Genomic DNA, 19,132 nt, shown 5'->3' on the forward strand with positions numbered 1-19,132 from the left:
AGTGCCAAACTTTGAGCTCAACGACGAGCACCAGGACCTCAGTGACATGGTGCGCGACTTCGCCGACACCGTGGTGGCCCCGGTGTCCGCCAAGCACGACGAGGAACACTCCTTCCCCTACGAGGTGGTGGCGCAGATGGGGGAGCTGGGGCTCTTTGGCCTGCCCTTCCCCGAGGAGTTTGGCGGCATGGGCGGGGACTACTTTGCCCTGGCGCTGGCCCTGGAGCAGCTGGGGCGGGTGGACCAGTCGGTGGCCATCACACTTGAGGCAGGGGTGTCGCTCGGCGCCATGCCCATCCACCGCTTCGGCACGGACGCCCAGAAGGAGCAGTGGCTGCCGCAGCTGACCTCCGGCAAGGCGCTCGCAGGCTTCGGGCTGACCGAGCCCGACGCCGGATCCGACGCGGGCGGCACGGCCACCAAGGCGCGGCTGGAGAACGGCCAATGGGTCATCGACGGGGCCAAGCAGTTCATCACGAACTCCGGCACGGACATCACCAAGTTCGTCACCGTCACGGCCGTCACGGGCGCCTCGGAACGCAAGGACGGCTCGTTGAAGAAGGAAATCTCCACCATCATCGTGCCCAACGGGACGCCGGGCTTCACGGTGGAGAAGGCCTACAACAAGGTGGGCTGGAACGCCTCCGACACCCACCCGCTGAGCCTGTCCAACGTCCACGTGCCCGAAGAGAACCTGCTCGGCGTGCGCGGCCGCGGCTACGCGAATTTCCTGTCCATCCTGGACGAAGGCCGCATCGCCATTGCCGCCCTTGCCACCGGCTCCGCGCAGGGCTGCGTGGACGAATCCGTCCGCTACGCCAAGGAGCGCAGCGCCTTCGGCCACAACATTGGCCACTACCAGGGCATCTCCTTCAAGATCGCCCGCATGCAGGCCCGCGCCCACACGGCCCGCCTAGCCTACTACGACGCCGCCGCCCGCATGCTCGCCGGCAAGCCCTTCAAGACCGAGGCGGCCATCGCTAAGATGGTCGCAGGCGAGGCGGCCATGGACAATGCCAGGGACGCCACGCAGGTCTTCGGCGGCTACGGATTCATCAATGAATTCCCCGTGGCCCGCCACTACCGCGACTCGAAGATCCTGGAGGTGGGGGAGGGCACCACGGAAGTCCAGCTCATGCTCATCGCCCGCGAACTGGGTTTGTAGCCGGTGGTCGAGCCTGTCGAGACCCCAGAAAGGTATTAGTGATGATCAACAAAGTCGTTGCCACCCCAGCCGCCGCCATTCATGACATCCACGACGGCGCCTCCCTCGCCGTGGGCGGGTTTGGCCTGTGCGGCATTCCCGTTGCCCTCATCGGCGCCCTGCACCGCGCCGGCACCTCCCAACTGGAAACCATCTCCAACAACTGCGGCGTGGACGATTGGGGCCTGGGCATCCTGCTCGCCGACGGCCGCATCCGCCGCACCGTCTCCTCGTACGTGGGGGAGAACAAGGAGTTTGCCCGGCAGTTCCTGGCCGGCGAACTCGAGGTGGAGCTGACCCCGCAGGGCACGCTCGCCGAGAAGCTCCGCGCCGGGGGAGCCGGCATCCCCGCCTTCTACACGGCGGCCGGGGTCGGTACCCAGGTCTCCGAGGGCGGCCTGCCGCGCAAGTACGACGGCGCGGGCGGGGTTGAGATTGCCTCGCCGGCCAAGGAGGTGCGCACCTTTGGTGACGCCGACTTTGTGCTGGAGGAATCGCTCACCCCGGACTTCGCGCTGGTGCACGCCTGGAAGGGCGACCGCCACGGCAACCTGGTCTTCCACGCCACCGCCATGAACTTCAACCCGCTGTGCGCCATGGCCGGGAAGATCACCATTGCCGAAGTCGAGGAGCTCGTGGAACCTGGGGAGTTGGACCCCGAACATGTGCATGTGCCGGGCATCTTCGTCCAGCGCGTGGTCCACGTGCCCGCCGGAACACCGGGCAGCGAGAAGCACATTGAGAAGCGGACCGTCTCGGTGGTCGAGCCTGTCGAGACCCCTGTCCCGGTGGTCGAGCCTGTCGAGACCCAGACCAAGGAGGCATGACCATGGCACTTACGCGCAACGAGCTCGCCGCCCGGGTGGCCCGGGAACTTCACAACGGCCAGTACGTGAACCTGGGGATTGGCATGCCCACCTTGATTCCGAACTTCATCCCCGCCGGGGTGGAGGTGGTGCTGCACTCAGAGAACGGCATCCTGGGCACGGGGCCCTACCCGGCCGAGGCCGACGTCGACCCCGACCTCATCAACGCCGGCAAGGAAACCGTGACCGTGAACAAGGGGGCGGCCTTCTTCGACTCGGCGCTGTCCTTTGGCATGGTGCGCGGCGGCCACGTTGACGTCGCGGTGCTGGGTGCCATGCAGGTGGCGGAGAACGGCGACCTCGCCAACTGGATGATCCCCGGCAAGATGGTCAAGGGCATGGGCGGTGCCATGGACCTGGTGTTCGGCGCCAAGAAACTCATTGTCATGATGGAGCACGTGGACAGGAACGGCTCGCCGAAGATCCTCACGGAGTGCACACTGCCGCTGACCGGCAAGGGCTGCGTGGACTTGATCATCACCGACATGGCCGTCATCGAGGTGACGCCGGACGGGCTGGTTTTGAAGGAGCTCGCACCGGATGTCACAGTGGAGCAGATCGTGGCCGCCACCGGCGCCCCGCTGAACCTGGAGATGCACGATGTGGACAATGTATGAGTGAGCTGCACGCAGGCTGGCCCAAGGACCAGTCCCCGCCCCAACCGCGCGTCGTGACCCAGCGTGGCCTGTACTTTGAGGAACTCGAAATCGGCACCGTGTACCGGCACCGGCCCGGGCGCACCATGACGGAGACGGACAACGTCCTGTTCACCACCATGACCATGAACACCCAGGCCCTGCACCTGGACGCGGCATGGAGCGAGGGCCAGCCGTTCGGCCAGCGCCTGGTGAACTCCATGTTCACCCTCGCCACCATGGTGGGCCAGTCCGTGGCGCAACTGACGCAGGGCACCATCGTGGCCCAGCTTGGCATGACGGACATTGCCTTTCCACACCCCATGTTCCACGGCGACACCCTGTACACCGAGACAGTGGTGGTGGAGAAGAGGCTCTCGGCATCGCGGCCCGGGCAGGGGATAGTGGTGATGGAGCATACGGGGCGCAACCAGTCCGGCGTCGTGGTGGCCAAGGCAAGCCGCACCGCCTTGTTCTGGCTCCTGCCCGCCGGGCAAGACTGACCAACCAGGAAACACCTAAGGAGCACACCATTTCCGAGCACAGGGAATTCACCATGGGCCCGGCGCTGCTGTTTGCGCCGGCGGACCGGCCCGAACGCTTTGCCAAGGCCGCCGAGCGGGCGGACGCCGTCATCATCGACCTCGAGGACGCAGTGGCACCCGCGGCCAAGGCGGAGGCGCGGGAGAACCTGGCGGCGGCAACGCTGGATCCGGCCAGCACCATGGTGCGCATCAACGCGCTCGGCACCCCGGATTCCGTCCAGGACCTGGCGGCCGTTGCGCTCAGCCCTTACCGAACCATCATGGTCGCGAAAGCTTCCGACCCCGAGGCAGTGGCGGCGCTGGAGGGATACGACGTTGTGGTCCTGTGCGAAAGCGCGGCCGGCATCCTCGCCGCACCGGCCCTGGCGCAGCTGCCCAATGTGGTGGGGCTGATGTGGGGTGCGGAGGACCTGGTGGCTTCATTGGGCGGCACATCCAGCCGCTTCACCTCCGGCGCAAGGGCAGGTGCCTACCGAGCCGTGGCAATGCACGCGCGCTCGCAGCTGCTGCTGGCGGCCGGGGCGGCGGGCAAGGTGGCCATCGACTCCATTTACGCCGACTTTGCCGATCTCGACGGGCTCGCGGAGGAATCCGAGGACGCCGTGGCCAGCGGCTTTGGCGCCAAGGCCTGCATCCACCCCTCGCAGGTGGCTGTGGTGCGCGACGCCTACCGCCCCGCCGATTCCGAGGTGGCTGCAGCCCGGGAACTCCTGGACGCGGCCGAGGCTGCCGGAACGGGCGTGTTCGCGTTCAAGGGCCAGATGGTCGACGGCCCCATCCTGCTCCACGCGAAGCAAACGATCAGCCGCGCCGCAACCCCCTGACCCAGACCCCACCCCTACAACGCTCCCTCACTTTTGGGGCATTAAATGACAACGCTCCCTCACCCGAAATGAACTGGTGAGGGAGCGTTGTCAAAAACACCCCGTGAAGTGAGGGAGCGTCCTGGGGCTTTAGACGGCGGCCAGTGCGGATTCGCGCACGGTCTTCATGGCGTGGGTCCAGGAGATGAGCTGGTCGAACATGGGCTCAACCGAGGCAGCCTGCGCATCGGTGGGCTTGAAGGTGGAGAAGTTCTCGAAGTCGGTGAACAGGGAGAACAGGCCGGTCTTCTGCACGTGGGCGACCTGCAGCTCGGAGAGGATGCCGCGCAGGTGCTCGATGGCGCGGGCGCCGAATGCCGAGCCGTAGCCCACCATGCCGGCGGCCTTGTTGTTGAACTCCGCGTTCAGGTAGGAGAGGGCGTTGGCCAGGGCCGGCTGGACCGAGTGGTTGTATTCGCCGGTGATGAAGATGTAGCCGTCGAACTCGTTCATCTTGGCAGCCCAGACCTTGGTGTGGTCGTTCTGGTAGTTCTGGTACGCGGCCGGGAAGGCCTCATCCAGGATGGGCAGCTTGAAGTCCGCAATGTCAACGAGTTCGTAGTCTGCGTCGCCGCGCAGCTGGGCCTGGGCCAGAACCCACTCTGCAACGCCGTGGTTGTTGCGGCCGGGGCGGGTGGAACCGGTGACGATGGCGATCTTGGTCATGAGTTTTCTCCTTGAAGAGTGGAAGCCCGCCACCGAAAGTAAGTGACGTGTCAACTAAAACTTGATGTTTCAATCATGGATCAGAGATACTTGACATGTCAACCAATGCGAAGAAATGTGAGGAAGGCAATGACCAGCCGCGAAAACACCGGCAGCGAACAGCCCGCCGGCGACCCCGGCCAGACCCGCTGGCTCAGCCTGGACGAACAGGCGCTGTGGCTTGAGCTGCGCGAGTTCGCCAAGGGACTGCCGCGTGCCATCGACCGCCAGCTCAGCGGCGATTCCGATGTGTCCGGCGGGGAATACGCCATCCTGGCCGTCGTCTCCGAGGCTGGCGCCGATGCCGTGCGCTCGGGCGACCTTGCCGCCAAGCTCGGCTGGGAACGCTCCCGCGTCTCGCACCTGCTGCGCCGCATGGAGGCGCGCGGCCTCATCCACCGCTGCGCCGCCAGCTCCGACGGTCGCGGCCAGGACATCGCACTCACCGATGCCGGCTGGGAAAAAATCCACAGCGCCGCGCCCGGCCACGTCACCATGGTCAGGGAAACCATCTTTGACCCGCTCACCCCCGAACAACAGGCGCAACTCCACGACGCACTGACAAGCATCCGCGCCGCCGCCGAGGAACGCGGCCTCTGGTAATCCCCAACCGCTCCCACCGCTCGCAAGCTCACAGCGGGTCCCTCGCGGTCGTGGGCCCAGCCGTGGAACAATTGCGGAATACTTGTAGGCATGGCCCATCGCAAAGTGATCATCCTCGGCTCCACAGGTTCCATCGGCACCCAGGCGATTGACGTCGTCGCCCAGGCCGCCCTGCCCGACGGCACGCCGCGCTTCAGTGTGACGGCCATCAGCGCAGGCGGCGGCAACCTGGAACTGCTGGCCAGGCAGGCTGTTGCGCTGCAGGTCCTGGCCGTGGGCACCGCCGCGGACGACGCCGGGACCTTGCGTTCGCTGATCACCGCCCGCGCCGCCGAGGCCGGCTTGGCAAGCTATGGCCCCGAAATTTTCACCGGCCCCGACGCCTCCACACTGATTGCCGCCTGGGGTGCCGGCACCGCCAACGCAGCAGACGTGGTCCTGAACGGGATCACCGGCTCGATCGGCCTGGCACCAACCCTTGCCGCACTGGCCACCCCCGCCATCCTGGCCCTGGCCAACAAGGAATCACTCATCGTGGGCGGGGAGCTCGTCAAGGCTGCCGCCTCCCCGGGGCAGCTGGTCCCCGTCGACTCCGAACACTCGGCCCTGGCCCAGGCGCTGCGCTCGGGCACCGCCGGCGAGGTGGACAAGCTCATCGTCACCGCCTCGGGCGGGCCGTTCCGCGGCCGCAGCCGCGAAGAGCTGGCCCAGGTCACCCCGGAGCAGGCGCTCAAGCACCCCACCTGGGACATGGGCCCCATGGTCACCACCAACTCGGCCACCCTGGTCAACAAGGGCCTTGAGGTCATCGAGGCCCACCTGCTGTTCGATATTCCCCTGGACCGCATCGAGGCCGTGGTGCACCCGCAGTCGGTGGTCCACTCAATGGTGCAGTTCACCGACGGCTCCACGATTGCCCAGGCGTCCCCGCCGGACATGCGCCTGCCCATCGCGCTCGGCATGGGCTGGCCGGAGCGGGTTCCGGGTGCCGCAACACCGTGCGACTGGACCAAGGCCGCCACCTGGACGTTCGAGCCCCTGGACAACACAGCGTTTCCCGCCGTCGAACTGGCCAAGGAGGCAGCGCGACGGGGGAGCACCTGCCCGGCCGTCTACAACGCCGCCAACGAGGAGGCTGTCCACGCCTTCCATGACGGGCGGATCGGATTCCTGGACATTGTGGACACCATCGCCGAAGTTCTCAGCGAACACACACCCGCCACGCAGCTCACACTCGAAGGTGTGCTGGAAGCTGAGGTGTGGGCGCGCGCCCGGACCCATGAACTGCTGGCCGCCAAGGCCGGCAACCGCTGATCGCAGGAAGTAGACCGTGACCGTATTGCTCTTCATTGGCGGGGTGGCCTTCGTGGCCGTCGGCATCGCCCTGTCCATCGCCCTGCACGAGGTGGGCCACCTGGTGCCGGCCAAGCTGTTCAAGGTGCGTGTCACGCGGTACATGATCGGCTTTGGCCCCACCCTGTGGTCGCGGAAAAAGGGGGAAACCGAGTACGGCATCAAGGCCATCCCGGCCGGCGGCTATGTGGCCATGGTGGGCATGTACCCGCCCAACCCCACCGACGGCAGCGTCCGCCCCTCCAGCACCGGCATGTTCCAGACCCTTGCCAGCGAGGCCCGCAGCGCCGCGCACGAGGAAGTGGGCCCGGGCGATGAGAACCGGGTGTTCTACAAGCTGCCCGTGTGGAAGAAAATCATCATCATGCTGGGCGGGCCGTTCATGAACCTGCTCATTGGCGTGGTCCTCATGGGTGTGCTGCTCATGGGCTTCGGCACTGCCCAGCCCACCACCACGCTGTCCACAGTCAACGCCTGCCAGGTGGCCTACGGCGAGCCGGTCCCCGAAGACCTCACAAACTGCACCAAGACGCCCGCCGCCGCGGCGGGGCTGCAGCCGGGCGACACCATCAAGTCCTTCGACGGCCGCGAGGTCACCGACTGGAACTCCTTCACCGAGTGGGTCCGTGCCTCGGCGGGCAAGACAGTTCCGCTCGTGTATGAACGCGGCGGCCAGACGGTCACCACCTCCATCACCCCTGTTCTCACTGCCCGGCCCGTGGTTGATGCCAACGGCAGGGCCGCCGTCGACGCCGCAGGCAACGCCGTCACCGTGCAGGCTGGCTTCCTCGGCGTGGGCCCGGGATCCGCCCTGGTGCGCGAACCGGCGTCGGCCGTGCTGCCGGCCGTGGGGGACAACATCGTCCAGATCGGCGGCGTCGTGTTCCAGCTGCCGCAAAAGCTGGTGGGTGTGGCGCAGGCCGCCTTCAGCTCCGAACCCCGCGATCCCAACGGCCCCATTTCCGTGGTGGGCGTGGGCCGCGTGGCCGGCGAGGTGGCCGCCATGGAGGAAGTCCCCTTCAGCTCGCGCGCGGCAACGCTCATTGGCCTGGTGGCCGGGGTGAACCTGGCCCTGTTTGTGTTCAACTTGATCCCGCTGCTGCCGCTCGACGGCGGCCACGTCGCCGGGGCCCTCTACGAGGGTGCGCGGCGCACCGTGGCCAAGGTGTTCAAGCGCAAGGACCCGGGCCCGTTCGACATTGCCAAGCTCCTGCCGCTGACCTATGTGGCAGCCGTGGTCCTGATGGCCATGGGTGCGCTGCTCATCTACGCCGACATCGTCAAGCCCGTCAACCTGTTCGGCTGAGACGGGCCGGTCGTGGCCGCCAAGTGGCCCGGCGGATGTCCTGTGAAACCCTTGACTATGACGATCGTCATAGTTCACCATGGTGACAACGGATGTGCTGCAAACAACTGATGCGGAGGGCCACCATGCCCATGATCGATGTTTATGCAACGGCGGGAACCTTTGCCGACAAGCACCAGCTTGCCAAGGATCTCGCCGCCACCTTGAGGGTCATCGAGGGTGTCCCCGACATCCCCATGTTCCGCCAAAACACGGCCGGCTTCATTCATGAATTGCCCGCCGGAGACATCACCAACATTGACGGGGACAGCAACTACGTCCGCGTCCAGGTGCTGACGAACTCCGGCGCACTCAACCGCGAACAGCAGCTCGCCGTGGTGGCCCAGTTCACCGAGATCGTTGCCACGGCGACGGGAGACCCGGGCCTTGCCGGGCGGACCTGGGTCCTGCTGACCGAGGCTGTTCCAGGGGGCTGGGGCCTTGCCGGCCACGCCAACACCAACGACGAGCTGGTTGCCGCGGCCCGCAAACAAATCGGCGAGCTGGCGGCCAAGGCGGCCCAGCCCTAGAGCGCATGGCTTCCAATTCCCGCAGGATCATGATTGAGGGGGCTGCCCGGCTCCTGGCCGAGCGAGGCTTCCAGGGCACATCCTTCGCCGAGGTGATTGAGCTGACGGGCGCGCCCCGCGGTTCCATCTACCACCACTTCCCCGGCGGCAAGGACCAGCTGGTCGGGGAGGCCATGGAATTCGCCGGGGCCCGCGTTGTGGCCCTGCTCGAGGCCAAGGCGGGGGAGCCTGCCACCGGGGTCACTGCCTACTTTCTCCACCTGTGGCGGGAGGTCCTGCTCCGCTCCGACTTCCGGGCGGGATGCTCGGTGCTGGCCGTGACAGTGGCGACGGAATCGCAGCTGCTCCAGGAACAGGCAGCCAAGGTCTTTGAATCCTGGAGACTTGGGCTGGGCCGCCTTCTGGAGCAGGGCGGACTCACCGCGGCGGATGCCGGCAGTTTTGCTGCCATGCTCATCGCCTCAAGTGAGGGCGCCGTGGTGCTGAGCCGCTCCCAACACACCACGGAACCGTTCGACGCCGTCGCGCAGCAGTTGCTGGACCTTGCCGAAATGCTCCAGGGCAGGGCACGGGCCAACCAGCCTTAGCGGCACCCTTGCCGGCGGCTTGCCGGGCGCGTTCACCCATGGCGTAGCAGCGGCGGGACTGTGGTGGCCGCCACGCTTGTTGTACTGGCATGGGGTGCAGCTGTTTCCTGCGATGGGTTCCCCGCCAGAGCTGGCAAGTCCCGGAGGTGTGAAGTGAAAGAGTTTCCCGAAGTTTCCCCGCACGGCACGTGGGAGGAAGAAGCCATGGATGCCTATTCCCGCACTGTCATAGCCGTGGCCGAGGCGGTGGGGCCGCACGTGGCCGCCATTGAGTTGCGCGGCCCGGGACGCAACGGCACGGTCCGGCTCGGTGCCGGATCCGCCGTGGTCTTCACCGAAGACGGCTACATGCTGACCAACGCCCATGTGGTTGCCGGCGCCACCGGCGGCTGGGCGGCCTTCTCGGACGGGACCGGAACCGACATTGAGATCAGGGGAGCGGACCCGCTGTCCGATCTTGCCGTCATCCGCGGCCTGTCCCACCTGCAGACACCTGCCCGGCTCGGTGATGCCGAGGACTTGAGGGTGGGCCAGTTGGTCATTGCCGTGGGCAACCCGCTGGGGCTGGCCGGATCTGTGACTGCCGGAGTGGTCAGCGGCCTGGGTCGGTCGCTGCCCTCGGCAGTTGGCCGAACCCGCCGGGTCATTGAGGACGTCATCCAAACCGATGCCGCACTGAATCCCGGGAACTCCGGCGGGGCACTTGCGGATGCCCGCGGCCGGGTTGTCGGAATCAACACGGCAGTCGCGGGAGCCGGCCTGGGCCTGGCCGTGCCCATCAACGCGACCACCCGCAAGATCATTGCAGCCCTCATGGCTGACGGACGTGTCCGCCGCGCCTATCTTGGCCTGGTCAGCTCGCCCATGCCCCTGAACGAGACCTTGGCGGTGCGCCTGGGCCAGCGGGAGGGGCTGCGCATCGTGGATGTCATGGCCGGATCTCCTGCGGAAATGGCCGGGCTGAAGCCGGGTGACATGGTGCTCACCGTGGGGCGGCGCCAGGTCTCAAGCGCCGAGAGCCTGCAAAAGCGGCTGTTCGCCGACGCTATTGGCGTGCCGCTGCCCGTGACAGTGCTTCGAAACGGCGCCATGGTGGATGTCATCACCGTGCCGGTTGAGATGGCGGAGTAGCCGCAGGACCGTGAGCCGGGTCGAATCAACAGTCAAAAAAGGTTGATTTGCCACAATCAGTTGATTATGGTTGATTCATGTTTGTTTTGACGATGGACCAACGCGGCAGTCGCACCCACGGGGACAGGGTTCCCCGGATCCTGGACATGCTATCGGGGTTCACCACGGTGCTCCCCTTCGAGCGCTCCGTGGGCGACGAGGTCCAGGGACTGCTGGCGGACCCCGGCACCGTGGTTGAAGTGGCAGCCAGGGTCCTGCGGGAAAAGGACTGGTACGTGGGAATCGGCGTGGGGCCCGTGGACCTCCCGTTGCCACAAACGCCCCGTGAAGCCTCCGGTGGGGCCTTTGTTGCAGCTCGCGACGCCGTCGAGGCGGCCAAGAAGACGGGGGAGCGGGTGCCGCTGCGGGTGCGGGCGGCGGACCCGGCCGCGGCCGAATGGGCGGCGGCCGCCGAGGCCGTGCTGGTCCTCCTGGGCGATGTTGTCCGGAACCGTTCCGAGGCCGAGTGGCGCGTCCTGGACGCCCAGGCCGCCGCTGCCGGAGCGAGCCAAAAGGACCTTGCCGCAAAGCTTGGCATCACGCCCCAGGCCGTGAGCAAGGCTATCCAGCGCTCGGGCAGCCAGGAAGAGCGCAACGGACGTCAGGCGGCAGCCCTGCTGCTGCGCCATGCGCGGCTCGCCACGGATGTCAGCCCCGCACGGTAGCTTGGGGGCAGGACACGTCGGCCGGCAATCCGCGGGGCCGGCCCAAGCTGGGAGGGTGCATGGAAGCAATCTGGGTGGGAATGGCCCTTGTGGTGGCCGTGGTTGGAGGCTGGCCCGTGACCGCCGGCATCCTGAAATTTGCCAGGTCCAGCACCGTCCGGGCCGTCGACGCGGCCGAATCCGGCAGCGGCCCCGTGGCGGCGGAAACCCCTGCGCCGGCAGGGTTTGAGACGGACTCCACCACTGACGCGCCGGCACCGGAAGCAGATGCTGACGCGCCGGCGCCGGCGGAAGGCGAGCGATCCGGCGTCGTGCCTGCGGGCGAAAATGCGTCCGCGGCAGCCGAACCGGGCAAAGCGCCACGCACCGAGGTGCTCCGCGGCGGGCTCCTGATTGGATTCCTGGAGCGGGCCGCCGTGGCCGTGGCCATCCTCTCCGGCCAGCCGGTGGCCATCGCCTACGTTGTGGCCATCAAGGGCCTGGGCCGCTACCCCGAACTGAAGGACACGCCCGCGGCCAGCGAGCGGTTCATCATTGGCACGCTGGCGTCCATGTTGTGGGCGGCAAGCGTCGCAGCCCTCACAAAAACCCTCGTGCCTATAGGCTGAAGCCATGTCTATTTTTGCCGTTGAATACGTTTATGGTCCCGAAGCCGAAGCAGCCAGGACCGAGCACCGCCCCAAGCACCGCGAATGGCTGGCCGCGCAGGCCGAGGCCGAGGTTGTCCTTGCCTCCGGTCCCTACGCCGACGGTGCCGGCGCGCTGCTGATCTTCCGCGCCGAGGACGAGGCCGCCGTGCAGAAGCTCGTCTCCCAGGACCCCATGACCATTGGCGGGGGCGTCACCGGGTTGAAGATCTCCGGCTGGAACCCCGTGATTGGCCAGCTCAGCCACTACGTGGGCTAGGCCTCACTGGTCCTCGCGGAGCGGGGATCAAGCCTACAATCGTTGGTAGAAGTTGCGGGATCCCCAGGTGGCGCCAGAAGCCGGTTCCACCGCCGCAGTGCTTGAACAATGAACTCCAAGGAGCATATTTTGACCTCCGTCAGTCTCGGCATGCCGCCATTGCCGCCTCCCGTTCTTGCGCCGCGCCGCAAAACCCGTCAAATCAAGGTGGGCTCTGTGGGTGTGGGCTCGGATTCGCCCATCAGCGTGCAGTCCATGACCACCACGCCAACCACTGACATCAATGGCACGCTGCAGCAGATCGCCGAGCTGACGGCGTCCGGTTGCGACATTGTCCGCGTGGCCTGCCCGTCGCAGGATGACGCCGATGCGCTGCCCATCATTGCGCGCAAGTCCCAGATCCCCGTCATCGCGGACATCCACTTCCAGCCCAAGTACGTCTTCGCCGCGATCGAGGCCGGTTGTGCCGCGGTCCGCGTGAATCCGGGCAACATCCGCAAGTTCGATGACCAGGTGAAGGAAATTGCCAGGGCCGCCAAGGACCACGGGACCTCCATCCGCATTGGCGTGAACGCCGGTTCGCTGGAGCCGGGCATCATGAAGAAGTACGGCAAGGCAACGCCCGAGGCCCTGGTGGAATCGGCCGTCTGGGAGGCGTCGCTCTTTGAGGAGCACGGCTTCCACGACTTCAAGATTTCCGTCAAGCACAACGACCCCGTCATCATGGTGGCCGCTTACGAGATGCTGGCAGAGAAGGGCGACTGGCCCCTGCACCTGGGCGTCACCGAGGCCGGCCCCACCTTCCAGGGCACCATCAAGTCGGCCACGGCCTTCGGCGCACTGCTCGCCAAGGGCATCGGCGACACCATCCGCGTGTCCCTTTCCGCCCCGCCGGTTGAGGAAATCAAGGTGGGCAACCAGATCCTGCAGTCGCTGAACCTGCGCCCGCGCAAGCTCGAGATTGTCTCCTGCCCGTCCTGCGGCCGCGCCCAGGTTGACGTCTACACCCTGGCCGAGGAAGTCACCGCCGGCCTGGAAGGCATGGAAGTGCCGCTGCGTGTGGCCGTCATGGGCTGTGTTGTCAACGGACCCGGCGAGGCCCGCGAGGCCGACCTCGGCGTGGCCTCCGGAAACGGCAAGGGCCAGATCTTTGTTAAGGGCCAGGTCATCAAGACTGTGCCCGAGGACCAGATTGTTGAGACACTCATTGAAGAAGCCATGAGGCTTGCCGAAGAGATGGAGTCCGACGCGGATGGCACGACTCTCCCGGGTGGCCCCGTGGTTACCGTTTCCTAGGGGCCTGCACCACGACCCGGTGCGCGTCCTTGTCCACCAGGACACGGACGCGCTCCGGGCGCTCATCGCGCGCGACCGCGTGGCCAACGTCTTCGTCGACTCGCTGCTTGAGCAAAACAACACGGCTGTGCCCAGCTTTCCGGGCGCCGTCATGTTGGGTTTTTTTGCGGACGACGGCGTGAGCCTCGCCGCCGCCTGCTGGGTCGGCTCCAACGTGGTGCCCGTCGAGGCAACGGCCGAGCACGCAGCCGCCTTCGGCCGCTGGATGGTGGCCCACTGGCAGCCCCACGCCTCCATCTTTGGCCCGGCCGAACCCACCTTGGCCCTCATGGACGTTTTGCGCGGTGCCGGCATCGAGGCCCAGGAAATCCGGGCAAACCAGCCCCTTCTGACCATCTCCGGGCCCCCGCGCGTTGAACCCAACCCCCGGCTGGCCGTCAGCGTCAGCAGCCAGTTCAGCGAAGTGCTGGTGGCAGCCGCGGCCATGTTCGAGGAGGAAGTGGGCTACTCGCCGTTTTTGGGCGGCGAGGCCAACTACCGCCGCCGCGTGGCCTGGCTCATCAGCCACGGCCACTCCTTCAGCGACAGCGAACCCGACGGTGAGGTCATTTTCAAGGCCGACCTGGGCGCCGTGACGCGCCACGCCACCCAGGTCCAGGGGGTCTGGATGAACCCGAGCCACCGCGGACTGGGCCTGGGCGCGGGCTACATGGCCGCCGTCGTGCTGCTGTCCCAGAAGCACGCGCCCATCACCAGCCTGTACGTCAACGACTACAACACGCGTGCCCGGGCCGTCTATGACCGTGTGGGCTTTGAACAGGTGGGCACCTTCGCCACGGTGTTGTTTTAGCCAACGTCCACGCTTGCGTCGTCAATGACGAAGGACGTCTGTTTTGAGTAGTCCTCCATGCCCGTGAACTGGATGCTCACGCTCTGTCCCGCCCAGGCGGAGAGGTCAAATGTCCTTTGGACGTATCCCGATTCGTCCAGGTTGCTCCAGCTCCCGAGTTGGGTCGCGGTGCCGCCTGTGGGCGTGACAGAGAGCTTCAGCCCGTCATAGGCGTTGGGCAGGGTCTCGGCCGAGTCGATGCGCAGGCTGAAGGTGAGCTTGGCGGAGGCGCACGACGCCGGGATGGCGACGGTTTGGCTGAGTGTCTCGGTGTTGGCGCTGCCAAAACCGTTCAGCCAGGCCTTCCAGGATCCCGTGCGTGCCGGCTGCAGCGTCCGGTTGTCCACCACCCCCGGTGAGGCCGCCCACGGTGCGGCCGTGCCGGTCTCGAAGCCGCCATTGCCCAAGAGGTTGGCGGCCGGGCACGTGGGGTTGGGCGCCGTGGTCATCGGCGCCAACTTCATCGCCTGGAGCACCGACCCCGTCCAGGCAAACTCGTTGTTGTCGCTGAAGGCGTAGTAGCTGGCGCCGTTGGGCATGAGGGCCACGCTGATCCCGCCAAACCCCGACATGAACGGGACATGGAAGGGTGTGGTGATGGCGGGGCTGTCGGCCGAGGTGAACTGTTTTGCCCAGAACCCGTTGTTGTACCTGAACGCGGTGGTTCCGGTGGTTGTGACGCCGCGGTTGGCTGGGTTTCGCTGCATGGTGTCATCGAGCATGGCAGGGCTGAGAATTTGCTGGCCGTTGGCGGCGCCGTTGTCCACAGTCAGGAATTTGGACACCTTGGCAATGTCGTCCTGGGTCCAAAAGAGCCCGTAGCCGCCCAACGGAGTCCCCGTGGGCGAATTGTCGGTCCGCAGGGTTGTTTGGGCATCCGGGCTGAGCTTGATGGGCGCGAAGACGTCGTCACGGACCATGGTGAAGATGTCGCGGGAGGTTCCTTCCCATGACTGCAGGTAGTTGTTCATGGCCTTTGTTGCCACGAACGTGTCCGAGCTGTGGTAATTCCATGAGCTGCCGGGTGCCGCCTTGCGTGGAAATCCAAGCGCCGAGGACATCTTTTGGGCGTAGGGCTCGGCCGCAAAGAATGCCGCCATGGTTGAGCCGCCCTCATCCACCTCATAGTCGGGTGAATCGTAGTTGCCTGTGGCCATGTTCAGGGTGTTCTGCCACGTGACGCCATTCCACGCGGACTTGGCTGCGGCCTCGGGGACACTGGCGCTGATGGCTTCCCCATACACGCCGGCCCCGAATTTCTGCCCCATGCGCATCAAGGCCATGCCCGCGAACGCGGACTTCGCCGTCGAATAGGAAGGGAGCAGCAGCTGGCCGCAATACGGGTAGGCGCCCTGGCGGGTGGTGCAGCCGCCAACGTAGTTGACCTCGCCATAGAAGAAGCCAAAGGTGCTCATCGCGGCGGGGGAGATGCCGTTGCTGAACGCGGCCACATCAATGCCTGCTCCCGGGTAGTCGGTGGCGAGGGCACTGATGGGCCGGGTTGGCAGGCGGTTCCCAACTTCCGTGGAGAACGCCGTCTTGAGCGCCTCGGCGTTGGCCACGGGGCCGGGTGCGTACGTTGAGCCGAGCTGGCCCCACATGTCGAACTGGAAGTACTCGCAGGTTTCACTGGTGACCTGGTACCTGACATTGCTGGTGCTGCCGGCATCGAAAAGGAAGGTAAGCACCCCGTTGTGCACGCAATTGGCGTTGCGCTCGACCAGGGCAAAGGGAAGTGAGGCCCGGGTCTTGGAACCGTCAGCGGTCTCGTTCCAGGCACGGCCCGGCCCCACGGCAAGGTTCCAGTAGGGGCTGCCGGTGAACAGGAGGCCCCGTGCCGCCGGGATGAGGTGGCTGCCATTCTGCACGAGCTTGATGCCCATGGGCGGAAGGTGGCGCAGGGCAGTGTCGGTGCCGTAGCCGTAGGGGTCCTTGAGCGAGGAGAAACCGCCGGAGGTGCCAACGCCGTTCAGCGTGAGCGTTCCCTCAAACTGGTTGCTGGGCGCCTTGGCGTTGGCCGGCAGGGCGAAGGCATCGTTCGAGACCGTTCCCGTGCTGGTGCCGCCGTTGAGTTGGGCCGCCGTGAGCAGTTGCCTTGAGACGGCGCCGGAGCCCGTCAAGGGGTCACCTGGAACGGGGACGGCGGCGGCCGTGGCGGGTGCTGCGATTCCCAGGCCCGCCCCCGCGATGGTGAGGGCTGCGACGGTGATTTGGGCAATGCGGTGGTGCATGGGGCTCTCCTGCCGGTTGGTGGATACAACCAGCATCCGCAGCCCGCGGAGAATCGTCCAAGACCCATTGGGTTCAAGGATCATGCCCCGGGAGCATCCACTCCCCGGGGCAGCGCGCTACTGCGGGTAGAGCTCAGAGATGAAGGCGCCAAGGTCCTTGAGGCAGTCCTCGATTGCCTCGGCCGCAAAGTGGGTCGGATCCCAAACGCCGTAGAGCGTGATGACCAGCTCCTCACTGCCAACGCCAATGGGGGCCACCTGCAGCTCGTAGCGGGAGTCGTCCGACAGCACGCAGACGCCCCGCCCGGCAGCGGCAAGGGCCTGGGCAACGTAGGGCGATTCCGTCTCGAACGCGGCTGTGTAGGAAAGCCCGCTGGCCGTTGCGGCCGAATCAAACATGCGCCTGACCCCGTGGTCGGCGGACTGGACGATCAGCGGCCACTTGATCAGCTCCTCGATGGCCACCCGCCGGCTTCCTGCCAGCGGGTGGCCGGCCGGGAACTGGGCCCACAGGTAGGCGCGCCCAATGACCTTCGAACGCAGTTCGGCCGGCGGAACCCGCGTGCCGACGGCCAGGTCTGCATCGCCGGCCCGCAGCGCGTCGTACACATGCTCCGGACTTGCCTCCACGACATTGGCAATGGGGCCGGTTGAGCCGGCCTGGACTATGAAGGGCGAAATGATGTCCGCCACCGTGGTTGGCGAGGAGGCCATGGTCAGGTTGGTGGAAAACCCCTTGGACATGGTGGTCGCGGCGGCATGGGCTTGGGCCGCGCGGTTGACCAGGTCCCGGGCGATGGGCACAAACTTCTGCCCAGCTGCCGTCAGGTGCAACCGCTTGGCCGAGCGGTTGAACAGATTCAAGGCCAGCTCCGTTTCCAGCCGCCTGATCTGGCGGGACAGCGAGGGCTGGGCCACATGCACCTTGGCGGCAGCGGCATTGACCGAGCCTTCATCGACAACGGCCAGAAAGTACTGCAGCAGGCGCAGGTCCATATATGCCTCCCAGGCATGAAGTTGTTACGATATTAGTATTTTACAGACATTTAATGTGATGAATAGACTAATGCCACCTCGCTACGAGAATGCGAGAGAGTCCAGGAGGATCCGGCATGGAAATCAACACAGTATTGAGCCGTCGAGCATTCGTCACAACAGCAATGTTGGTTGTTGGCGGCGTGGCCGTGGCCGCCTGTTCCCCCGGGGGCAACAAGGGCGGCAATGGTGCCGCCAGCAATGTACTCTCCGTGGCGGCATCCGCTGCCGTCACCACCTGGGATCCCGTTCGATCGTTCTCCACCGAGGCCCTGTACCTCGGGAACATCTACGAACCCCTCATCTGGAAAAATGCCGAGGGCGCCCAGGAGGCCTTCAGCCCAGGCATCGCCACGGACTGGAAGACCAGCGACGACGGCCTGAGCTGGACCTTCACCATTCGTTCCGGCGCCACCTTCCATGACGGCGAGGCCGTGGATGCGGCTGCCGTGAAGGCAAGCATTGATGCGGCAAAGGAGAACGGCGGCGCATCATTCATCTGGGCGCCGCTGAAGAGCGTCGAGGCACCGGACGCCTCCACTGTGGTCATGCACCTGGAGTACCCGGCACCCATGGACCTGGTTGCCGCCTCGACCTACGGCGCATGGATTGTTTCCCCCAAGGCCCTGGCCGCGGTCAAGGCCGACAAGACCTACTTTGATGCCGGCGTGGACGGGGGCAGTGGGCCCTACAAACTGGCCTCCTACGTTCCCGGCCAAAAGGTGGTGCTGGAGAGCTACGCGGACTACTGGAACAAGGAGGCCATGCCCAGCTACACCACAGTGGACATTTCCATCACCCCCGACGCCGTGACGGCCCAGCAAATGCTGACGGCCGGCGAGGTTGACTTCGCCACGAACGTCCCCCTGGAGAACGCCAAGGACCTGGCGGCAGGCGGCGACTACAAGGTCCAGGAATACAACTCACCGTTCAACTACCTGGCCTTCTTCAACACCACCAAGCCGCCGCTGGACAACGTGAAAGTCCGCGAGGCCCTCAGCTACGCAATGCCCTACGCGGACATCATCGAAATTGGCGGTCAGGGCTACGGCACCCAAAGCCACGGTCCCGTGCCCAAGGGCATTTTCCCCTACGCCGATTCAGTTCCCCAGTACAAGCAGGACCTGGACAAGGCTGCAGCGCTCCTGGCCGAGGCCGGGCACCCCGGGGGAGGCTTCTCGTTGAACCTGAGCTACGCCTCGGAAAACCCGGCCGAGGCCCGCTTTGTGCCGCTGATCAAGGATGCCCTGGCCAAGGTGGGCGTCGAGGTCACCGTCAGGGCTGAACTGTTCAACCAGCAGTGGGAATCAGCCAAGGCCGACCCGAAGTCGGCCCAGGACATCTTTGTCCTGTACTACTGGCCCACCTACAGCGACGCCGGCGCGGACAACCTCTACTCCCTGTTCCACTCAAGCGAGAAGCCGTACTTCAACCTCAGCTACTGGAACAACGCCGACTACGACGCCCTGGTGGACAAGGCCGGAAAGCTCGCCGGCACGGACAAGGAGGCAGCGGGCAAGGTATACAGGGAGGCCATGGACGTCCTGTACAAGGAGGCGCCCGGGGCGTTCTTCTATGACGCACACGCTGTGTCCGTCATCCCCAACGGCCTGACATTTGGAAAGTTCAACGAAAACTATCCATTCACAGTGTTCTTTGCCCCGGTCCGCCCTTCCAGCTGACGCCCCCACCCGCGTTTCCTTC

Annotated in this window: 20 protein-coding genes; 17 read left to right on the forward strand and 3 right to left on the reverse strand. The window is 65.9% G+C overall.

Annotated features, from left to right (window positions below; genetic code table 11):
• Nucleotide 1 precedes the first annotated feature (1 nt).
• From PCK14_RS12375 to PCK14_RS12395, 5 genes are read left to right on the forward strand one after another with little or no spacing between them, the layout of a single operon-like run.
• Nucleotides 2–1,165: an acyl-CoA dehydrogenase family protein gene (locus tag PCK14_RS12375; protein ID WP_269938839.1), complete on the forward strand. Its 1,164-nt coding sequence runs from the start codon at nucleotides 2–4 to the stop codon at nucleotides 1,163–1,165.
• 41 nt (nucleotides 1,166–1,206) lie between these two features.
• Complete coding sequence (locus tag PCK14_RS12380) at nucleotides 1,207–2,031, forward strand: CoA transferase subunit A (protein WP_269938799.1); 825 nt, start codon at nucleotides 1,207–1,209, stop codon at nucleotides 2,029–2,031.
• A 2-nt stretch (nucleotides 2,032–2,033) separates the two neighbouring features.
• The gene (locus tag PCK14_RS12385) at nucleotides 2,034–2,687 is read left to right on the forward strand and encodes a CoA transferase subunit B (protein WP_269938840.1); all 654 of its coding nucleotides are present in this window, start codon (nucleotides 2,034–2,036) and stop codon (nucleotides 2,685–2,687) included.
• Nucleotides 2,684–3,208: a MaoC family dehydratase gene (locus PCK14_RS12390; protein WP_269938800.1), complete on the forward strand. Its 525-nt coding sequence runs from the start codon at nucleotides 2,684–2,686 to the stop codon at nucleotides 3,206–3,208. Before PCK14_RS12385 ends, PCK14_RS12390 begins: the two co-directional genes overlap by 4 nt.
• Before the next feature lie 53 nt (nucleotides 3,209–3,261).
• A complete protein-coding gene (locus PCK14_RS12395) occupies nucleotides 3,262–4,074 on the forward strand; it encodes an HpcH/HpaI aldolase/citrate lyase family protein (RefSeq protein WP_269938801.1) in 813 nt (270 codons plus the stop codon).
• Between the two features lie 129 nt (nucleotides 4,075–4,203).
• On the opposite strand, the gene PCK14_RS12400 is transcribed toward PCK14_RS12395, so the two are convergent.
• Nucleotides 4,204–4,779, reverse strand: coding sequence for an NADPH-dependent FMN reductase (locus PCK14_RS12400; RefSeq protein ID WP_269938802.1), 576 nt, complete (start codon nucleotides 4,777–4,779; stop codon nucleotides 4,204–4,206).
• Between the two features lie 129 nt (nucleotides 4,780–4,908).
• Here PCK14_RS12400 and PCK14_RS12405 point away from each other — a divergent pair, with 129 nt between their 5' ends.
• From PCK14_RS12405 to PCK14_RS12455, 11 genes are all read left to right on the forward strand, one after another.
• Nucleotides 4,909–5,421 carry a MarR family winged helix-turn-helix transcriptional regulator gene (locus PCK14_RS12405; RefSeq protein WP_269938803.1) on the forward strand — a complete coding sequence of 171 codons (513 nt, stop codon included), beginning with the start codon at nucleotides 4,909–4,911 and terminating at the stop codon, nucleotides 5,419–5,421.
• A gap of 90 nt (nucleotides 5,422–5,511) precedes the next feature.
• A complete protein-coding gene (dxr, locus tag PCK14_RS12410) occupies nucleotides 5,512–6,735 on the forward strand; it encodes a 1-deoxy-D-xylulose-5-phosphate reductoisomerase (RefSeq protein ID WP_269938804.1) in 1,224 nt (407 codons plus the stop codon).
• A gap of 16 nt (nucleotides 6,736–6,751) precedes the next feature.
• Complete coding sequence (locus tag PCK14_RS12415; RefSeq protein ID WP_269938805.1) at nucleotides 6,752–8,080, forward strand: M50 family metallopeptidase; 1,329 nt, start codon at nucleotides 6,752–6,754, stop codon at nucleotides 8,078–8,080.
• Nucleotides 8,081–8,205: 125 nt separating this feature from the next.
• The gene (locus PCK14_RS12420) at nucleotides 8,206–8,649 is read left to right on the forward strand and encodes a tautomerase family protein (protein WP_269938806.1); all 444 of its coding nucleotides are present in this window, start codon (nucleotides 8,206–8,208) and stop codon (nucleotides 8,647–8,649) included.
• 5 nt (nucleotides 8,650–8,654) lie between these two features.
• Nucleotides 8,655–9,236: a TetR/AcrR family transcriptional regulator gene (locus PCK14_RS12425; RefSeq protein ID WP_269938807.1), complete on the forward strand. Its 582-nt coding sequence runs from the start codon at nucleotides 8,655–8,657 to the stop codon at nucleotides 9,234–9,236.
• A gap of 204 nt (nucleotides 9,237–9,440) precedes the next feature.
• Nucleotides 9,441–10,367 (forward strand): S1C family serine protease, encoded by a 927-nt coding sequence (locus PCK14_RS12430; RefSeq protein ID WP_269938841.1) that lies wholly within the window; start codon nucleotides 9,441–9,443, stop codon nucleotides 10,365–10,367.
• Between the two features lie 77 nt (nucleotides 10,368–10,444).
• Nucleotides 10,445–11,071, forward strand: a complete 627-nt coding sequence (locus tag PCK14_RS12435; protein ID WP_269938808.1) for a MarR family transcriptional regulator — start codon at nucleotides 10,445–10,447, stop codon at nucleotides 11,069–11,071.
• Nucleotides 11,072–11,130: 59 nt separating this feature from the next.
• Nucleotides 11,131–11,679, forward strand: a complete 549-nt coding sequence (locus PCK14_RS12440; protein WP_269938809.1) for a hypothetical protein — start codon at nucleotides 11,131–11,133, stop codon at nucleotides 11,677–11,679.
• A 4-nt stretch (nucleotides 11,680–11,683) separates the two neighbouring features.
• Nucleotides 11,684–11,977: a YciI family protein gene (locus PCK14_RS12445; protein WP_269938810.1), complete on the forward strand. Its 294-nt coding sequence runs from the start codon at nucleotides 11,684–11,686 to the stop codon at nucleotides 11,975–11,977.
• A gap of 129 nt (nucleotides 11,978–12,106) precedes the next feature.
• Nucleotides 12,107–13,273 (forward strand): flavodoxin-dependent (E)-4-hydroxy-3-methylbut-2-enyl-diphosphate synthase, encoded by a 1,167-nt coding sequence (ispG, locus tag PCK14_RS12450; RefSeq protein WP_269938811.1) that lies wholly within the window; start codon nucleotides 12,107–12,109, stop codon nucleotides 13,271–13,273.
• Nucleotides 13,230–14,123, forward strand: coding sequence for a GNAT family N-acetyltransferase (locus tag PCK14_RS12455; RefSeq protein WP_269938812.1), 894 nt, complete (start codon nucleotides 13,230–13,232; stop codon nucleotides 14,121–14,123). Before ispG ends, PCK14_RS12455 begins: the two co-directional genes overlap by 44 nt.
• Here PCK14_RS12455 and PCK14_RS12460 read toward each other — a convergent pair.
• Nucleotides 14,120–16,393 (reverse strand): hypothetical protein, encoded by a 2,274-nt coding sequence (locus tag PCK14_RS12460; protein ID WP_269938813.1) that lies wholly within the window; start codon nucleotides 16,391–16,393, stop codon nucleotides 14,120–14,122. The two genes, PCK14_RS12455 and PCK14_RS12460, sit on opposite strands and share 4 nt — an antisense overlap.
• Nucleotides 16,394–16,510: 117 nt before the next feature.
• Complete coding sequence (locus PCK14_RS12465) at nucleotides 16,511–17,389, reverse strand: LysR family transcriptional regulator (protein WP_269938814.1); 879 nt, start codon at nucleotides 17,387–17,389, stop codon at nucleotides 16,511–16,513.
• 116 nt (nucleotides 17,390–17,505) lie between these two features.
• Between PCK14_RS12465 and PCK14_RS12470 the strand changes: the two genes are divergently transcribed.
• Nucleotides 17,506–19,110: an ABC transporter substrate-binding protein gene (locus tag PCK14_RS12470; RefSeq protein WP_269938815.1), complete on the forward strand. Its 1,605-nt coding sequence runs from the start codon at nucleotides 17,506–17,508 to the stop codon at nucleotides 19,108–19,110.
• Nucleotides 19,111–19,132: the final 22 nt, after the last annotated feature.

The sequence above is a fragment of the Arthrobacter sp. HY1533 genome (genome assembly GCF_027568515.1).
Lineage (GTDB): Bacteria > Actinomycetota > Actinomycetes > Actinomycetales > Micrococcaceae > Specibacter.

What these genes read in the sequence shown, in the direction of transcription:
- PCK14_RS12380 (WP_269938799.1), top strand. Translation starts at nt 1,207, where the DNA reads ATGATCAACAAAGTCGTTGCCACCCCAGCCGCCGCCATTCATGACATC.
- PCK14_RS12385 (WP_269938840.1), top strand. Translation starts at nt 2,034, where the DNA reads ATGGCACTTACGCGCAACGAGCTCGCCGCCCGGGTGGCCCGGGAACTT.
- PCK14_RS12390 (WP_269938800.1), top strand. Translation starts at nt 2,684, where the DNA reads ATGAGTGAGCTGCACGCAGGCTGGCCCAAGGACCAGTCCCCGCCCCAA.
- PCK14_RS12395 (WP_269938801.1), top strand. Translation starts at nt 3,262, where the DNA reads ATGGGCCCGGCGCTGCTGTTTGCGCCGGCGGACCGGCCCGAACGCTTT.
- PCK14_RS12400 (WP_269938802.1), bottom strand. Translation starts at nt 4,779, where the DNA reads ATGACCAAGATCGCCATCGTCACCGGTTCCACCCGCCCCGGCCGCAAC.
- PCK14_RS12405 (WP_269938803.1), top strand. Translation starts at nt 4,909, where the DNA reads ATGACCAGCCGCGAAAACACCGGCAGCGAACAGCCCGCCGGCGACCCC.
- dxr (WP_269938804.1), top strand. Translation starts at nt 5,512, where the DNA reads ATGGCCCATCGCAAAGTGATCATCCTCGGCTCCACAGGTTCCATCGGC.
- PCK14_RS12420 (WP_269938806.1), top strand. Translation starts at nt 8,206, where the DNA reads ATGCCCATGATCGATGTTTATGCAACGGCGGGAACCTTTGCCGACAAG.
- PCK14_RS12425 (WP_269938807.1), top strand. Translation starts at nt 8,655, where the DNA reads ATGGCTTCCAATTCCCGCAGGATCATGATTGAGGGGGCTGCCCGGCTC.
- PCK14_RS12430 (WP_269938841.1), top strand. Translation starts at nt 9,441, where the DNA reads ATGGATGCCTATTCCCGCACTGTCATAGCCGTGGCCGAGGCGGTGGGG.
- PCK14_RS12435 (WP_269938808.1), top strand. Translation starts at nt 10,445, where the DNA reads ATGTTTGTTTTGACGATGGACCAACGCGGCAGTCGCACCCACGGGGAC.
- PCK14_RS12440 (WP_269938809.1), top strand. Translation starts at nt 11,131, where the DNA reads ATGGAAGCAATCTGGGTGGGAATGGCCCTTGTGGTGGCCGTGGTTGGA.
- PCK14_RS12445 (WP_269938810.1), top strand. Translation starts at nt 11,684, where the DNA reads ATGTCTATTTTTGCCGTTGAATACGTTTATGGTCCCGAAGCCGAAGCA.
- PCK14_RS12455 (WP_269938812.1), top strand. Translation starts at nt 13,230, where the DNA reads ATGGCACGACTCTCCCGGGTGGCCCCGTGGTTACCGTTTCCTAGGGGC.
- PCK14_RS12460 (WP_269938813.1), bottom strand. Translation starts at nt 16,393, where the DNA reads ATGCACCACCGCATTGCCCAAATCACCGTCGCAGCCCTCACCATCGCG.
- PCK14_RS12465 (WP_269938814.1), bottom strand. Translation starts at nt 17,389, where the DNA reads ATGGACCTGCGCCTGCTGCAGTACTTTCTGGCCGTTGTCGATGAAGGC.
- PCK14_RS12470 (WP_269938815.1), top strand. Translation starts at nt 17,506, where the DNA reads ATGGAAATCAACACAGTATTGAGCCGTCGAGCATTCGTCACAACAGCA.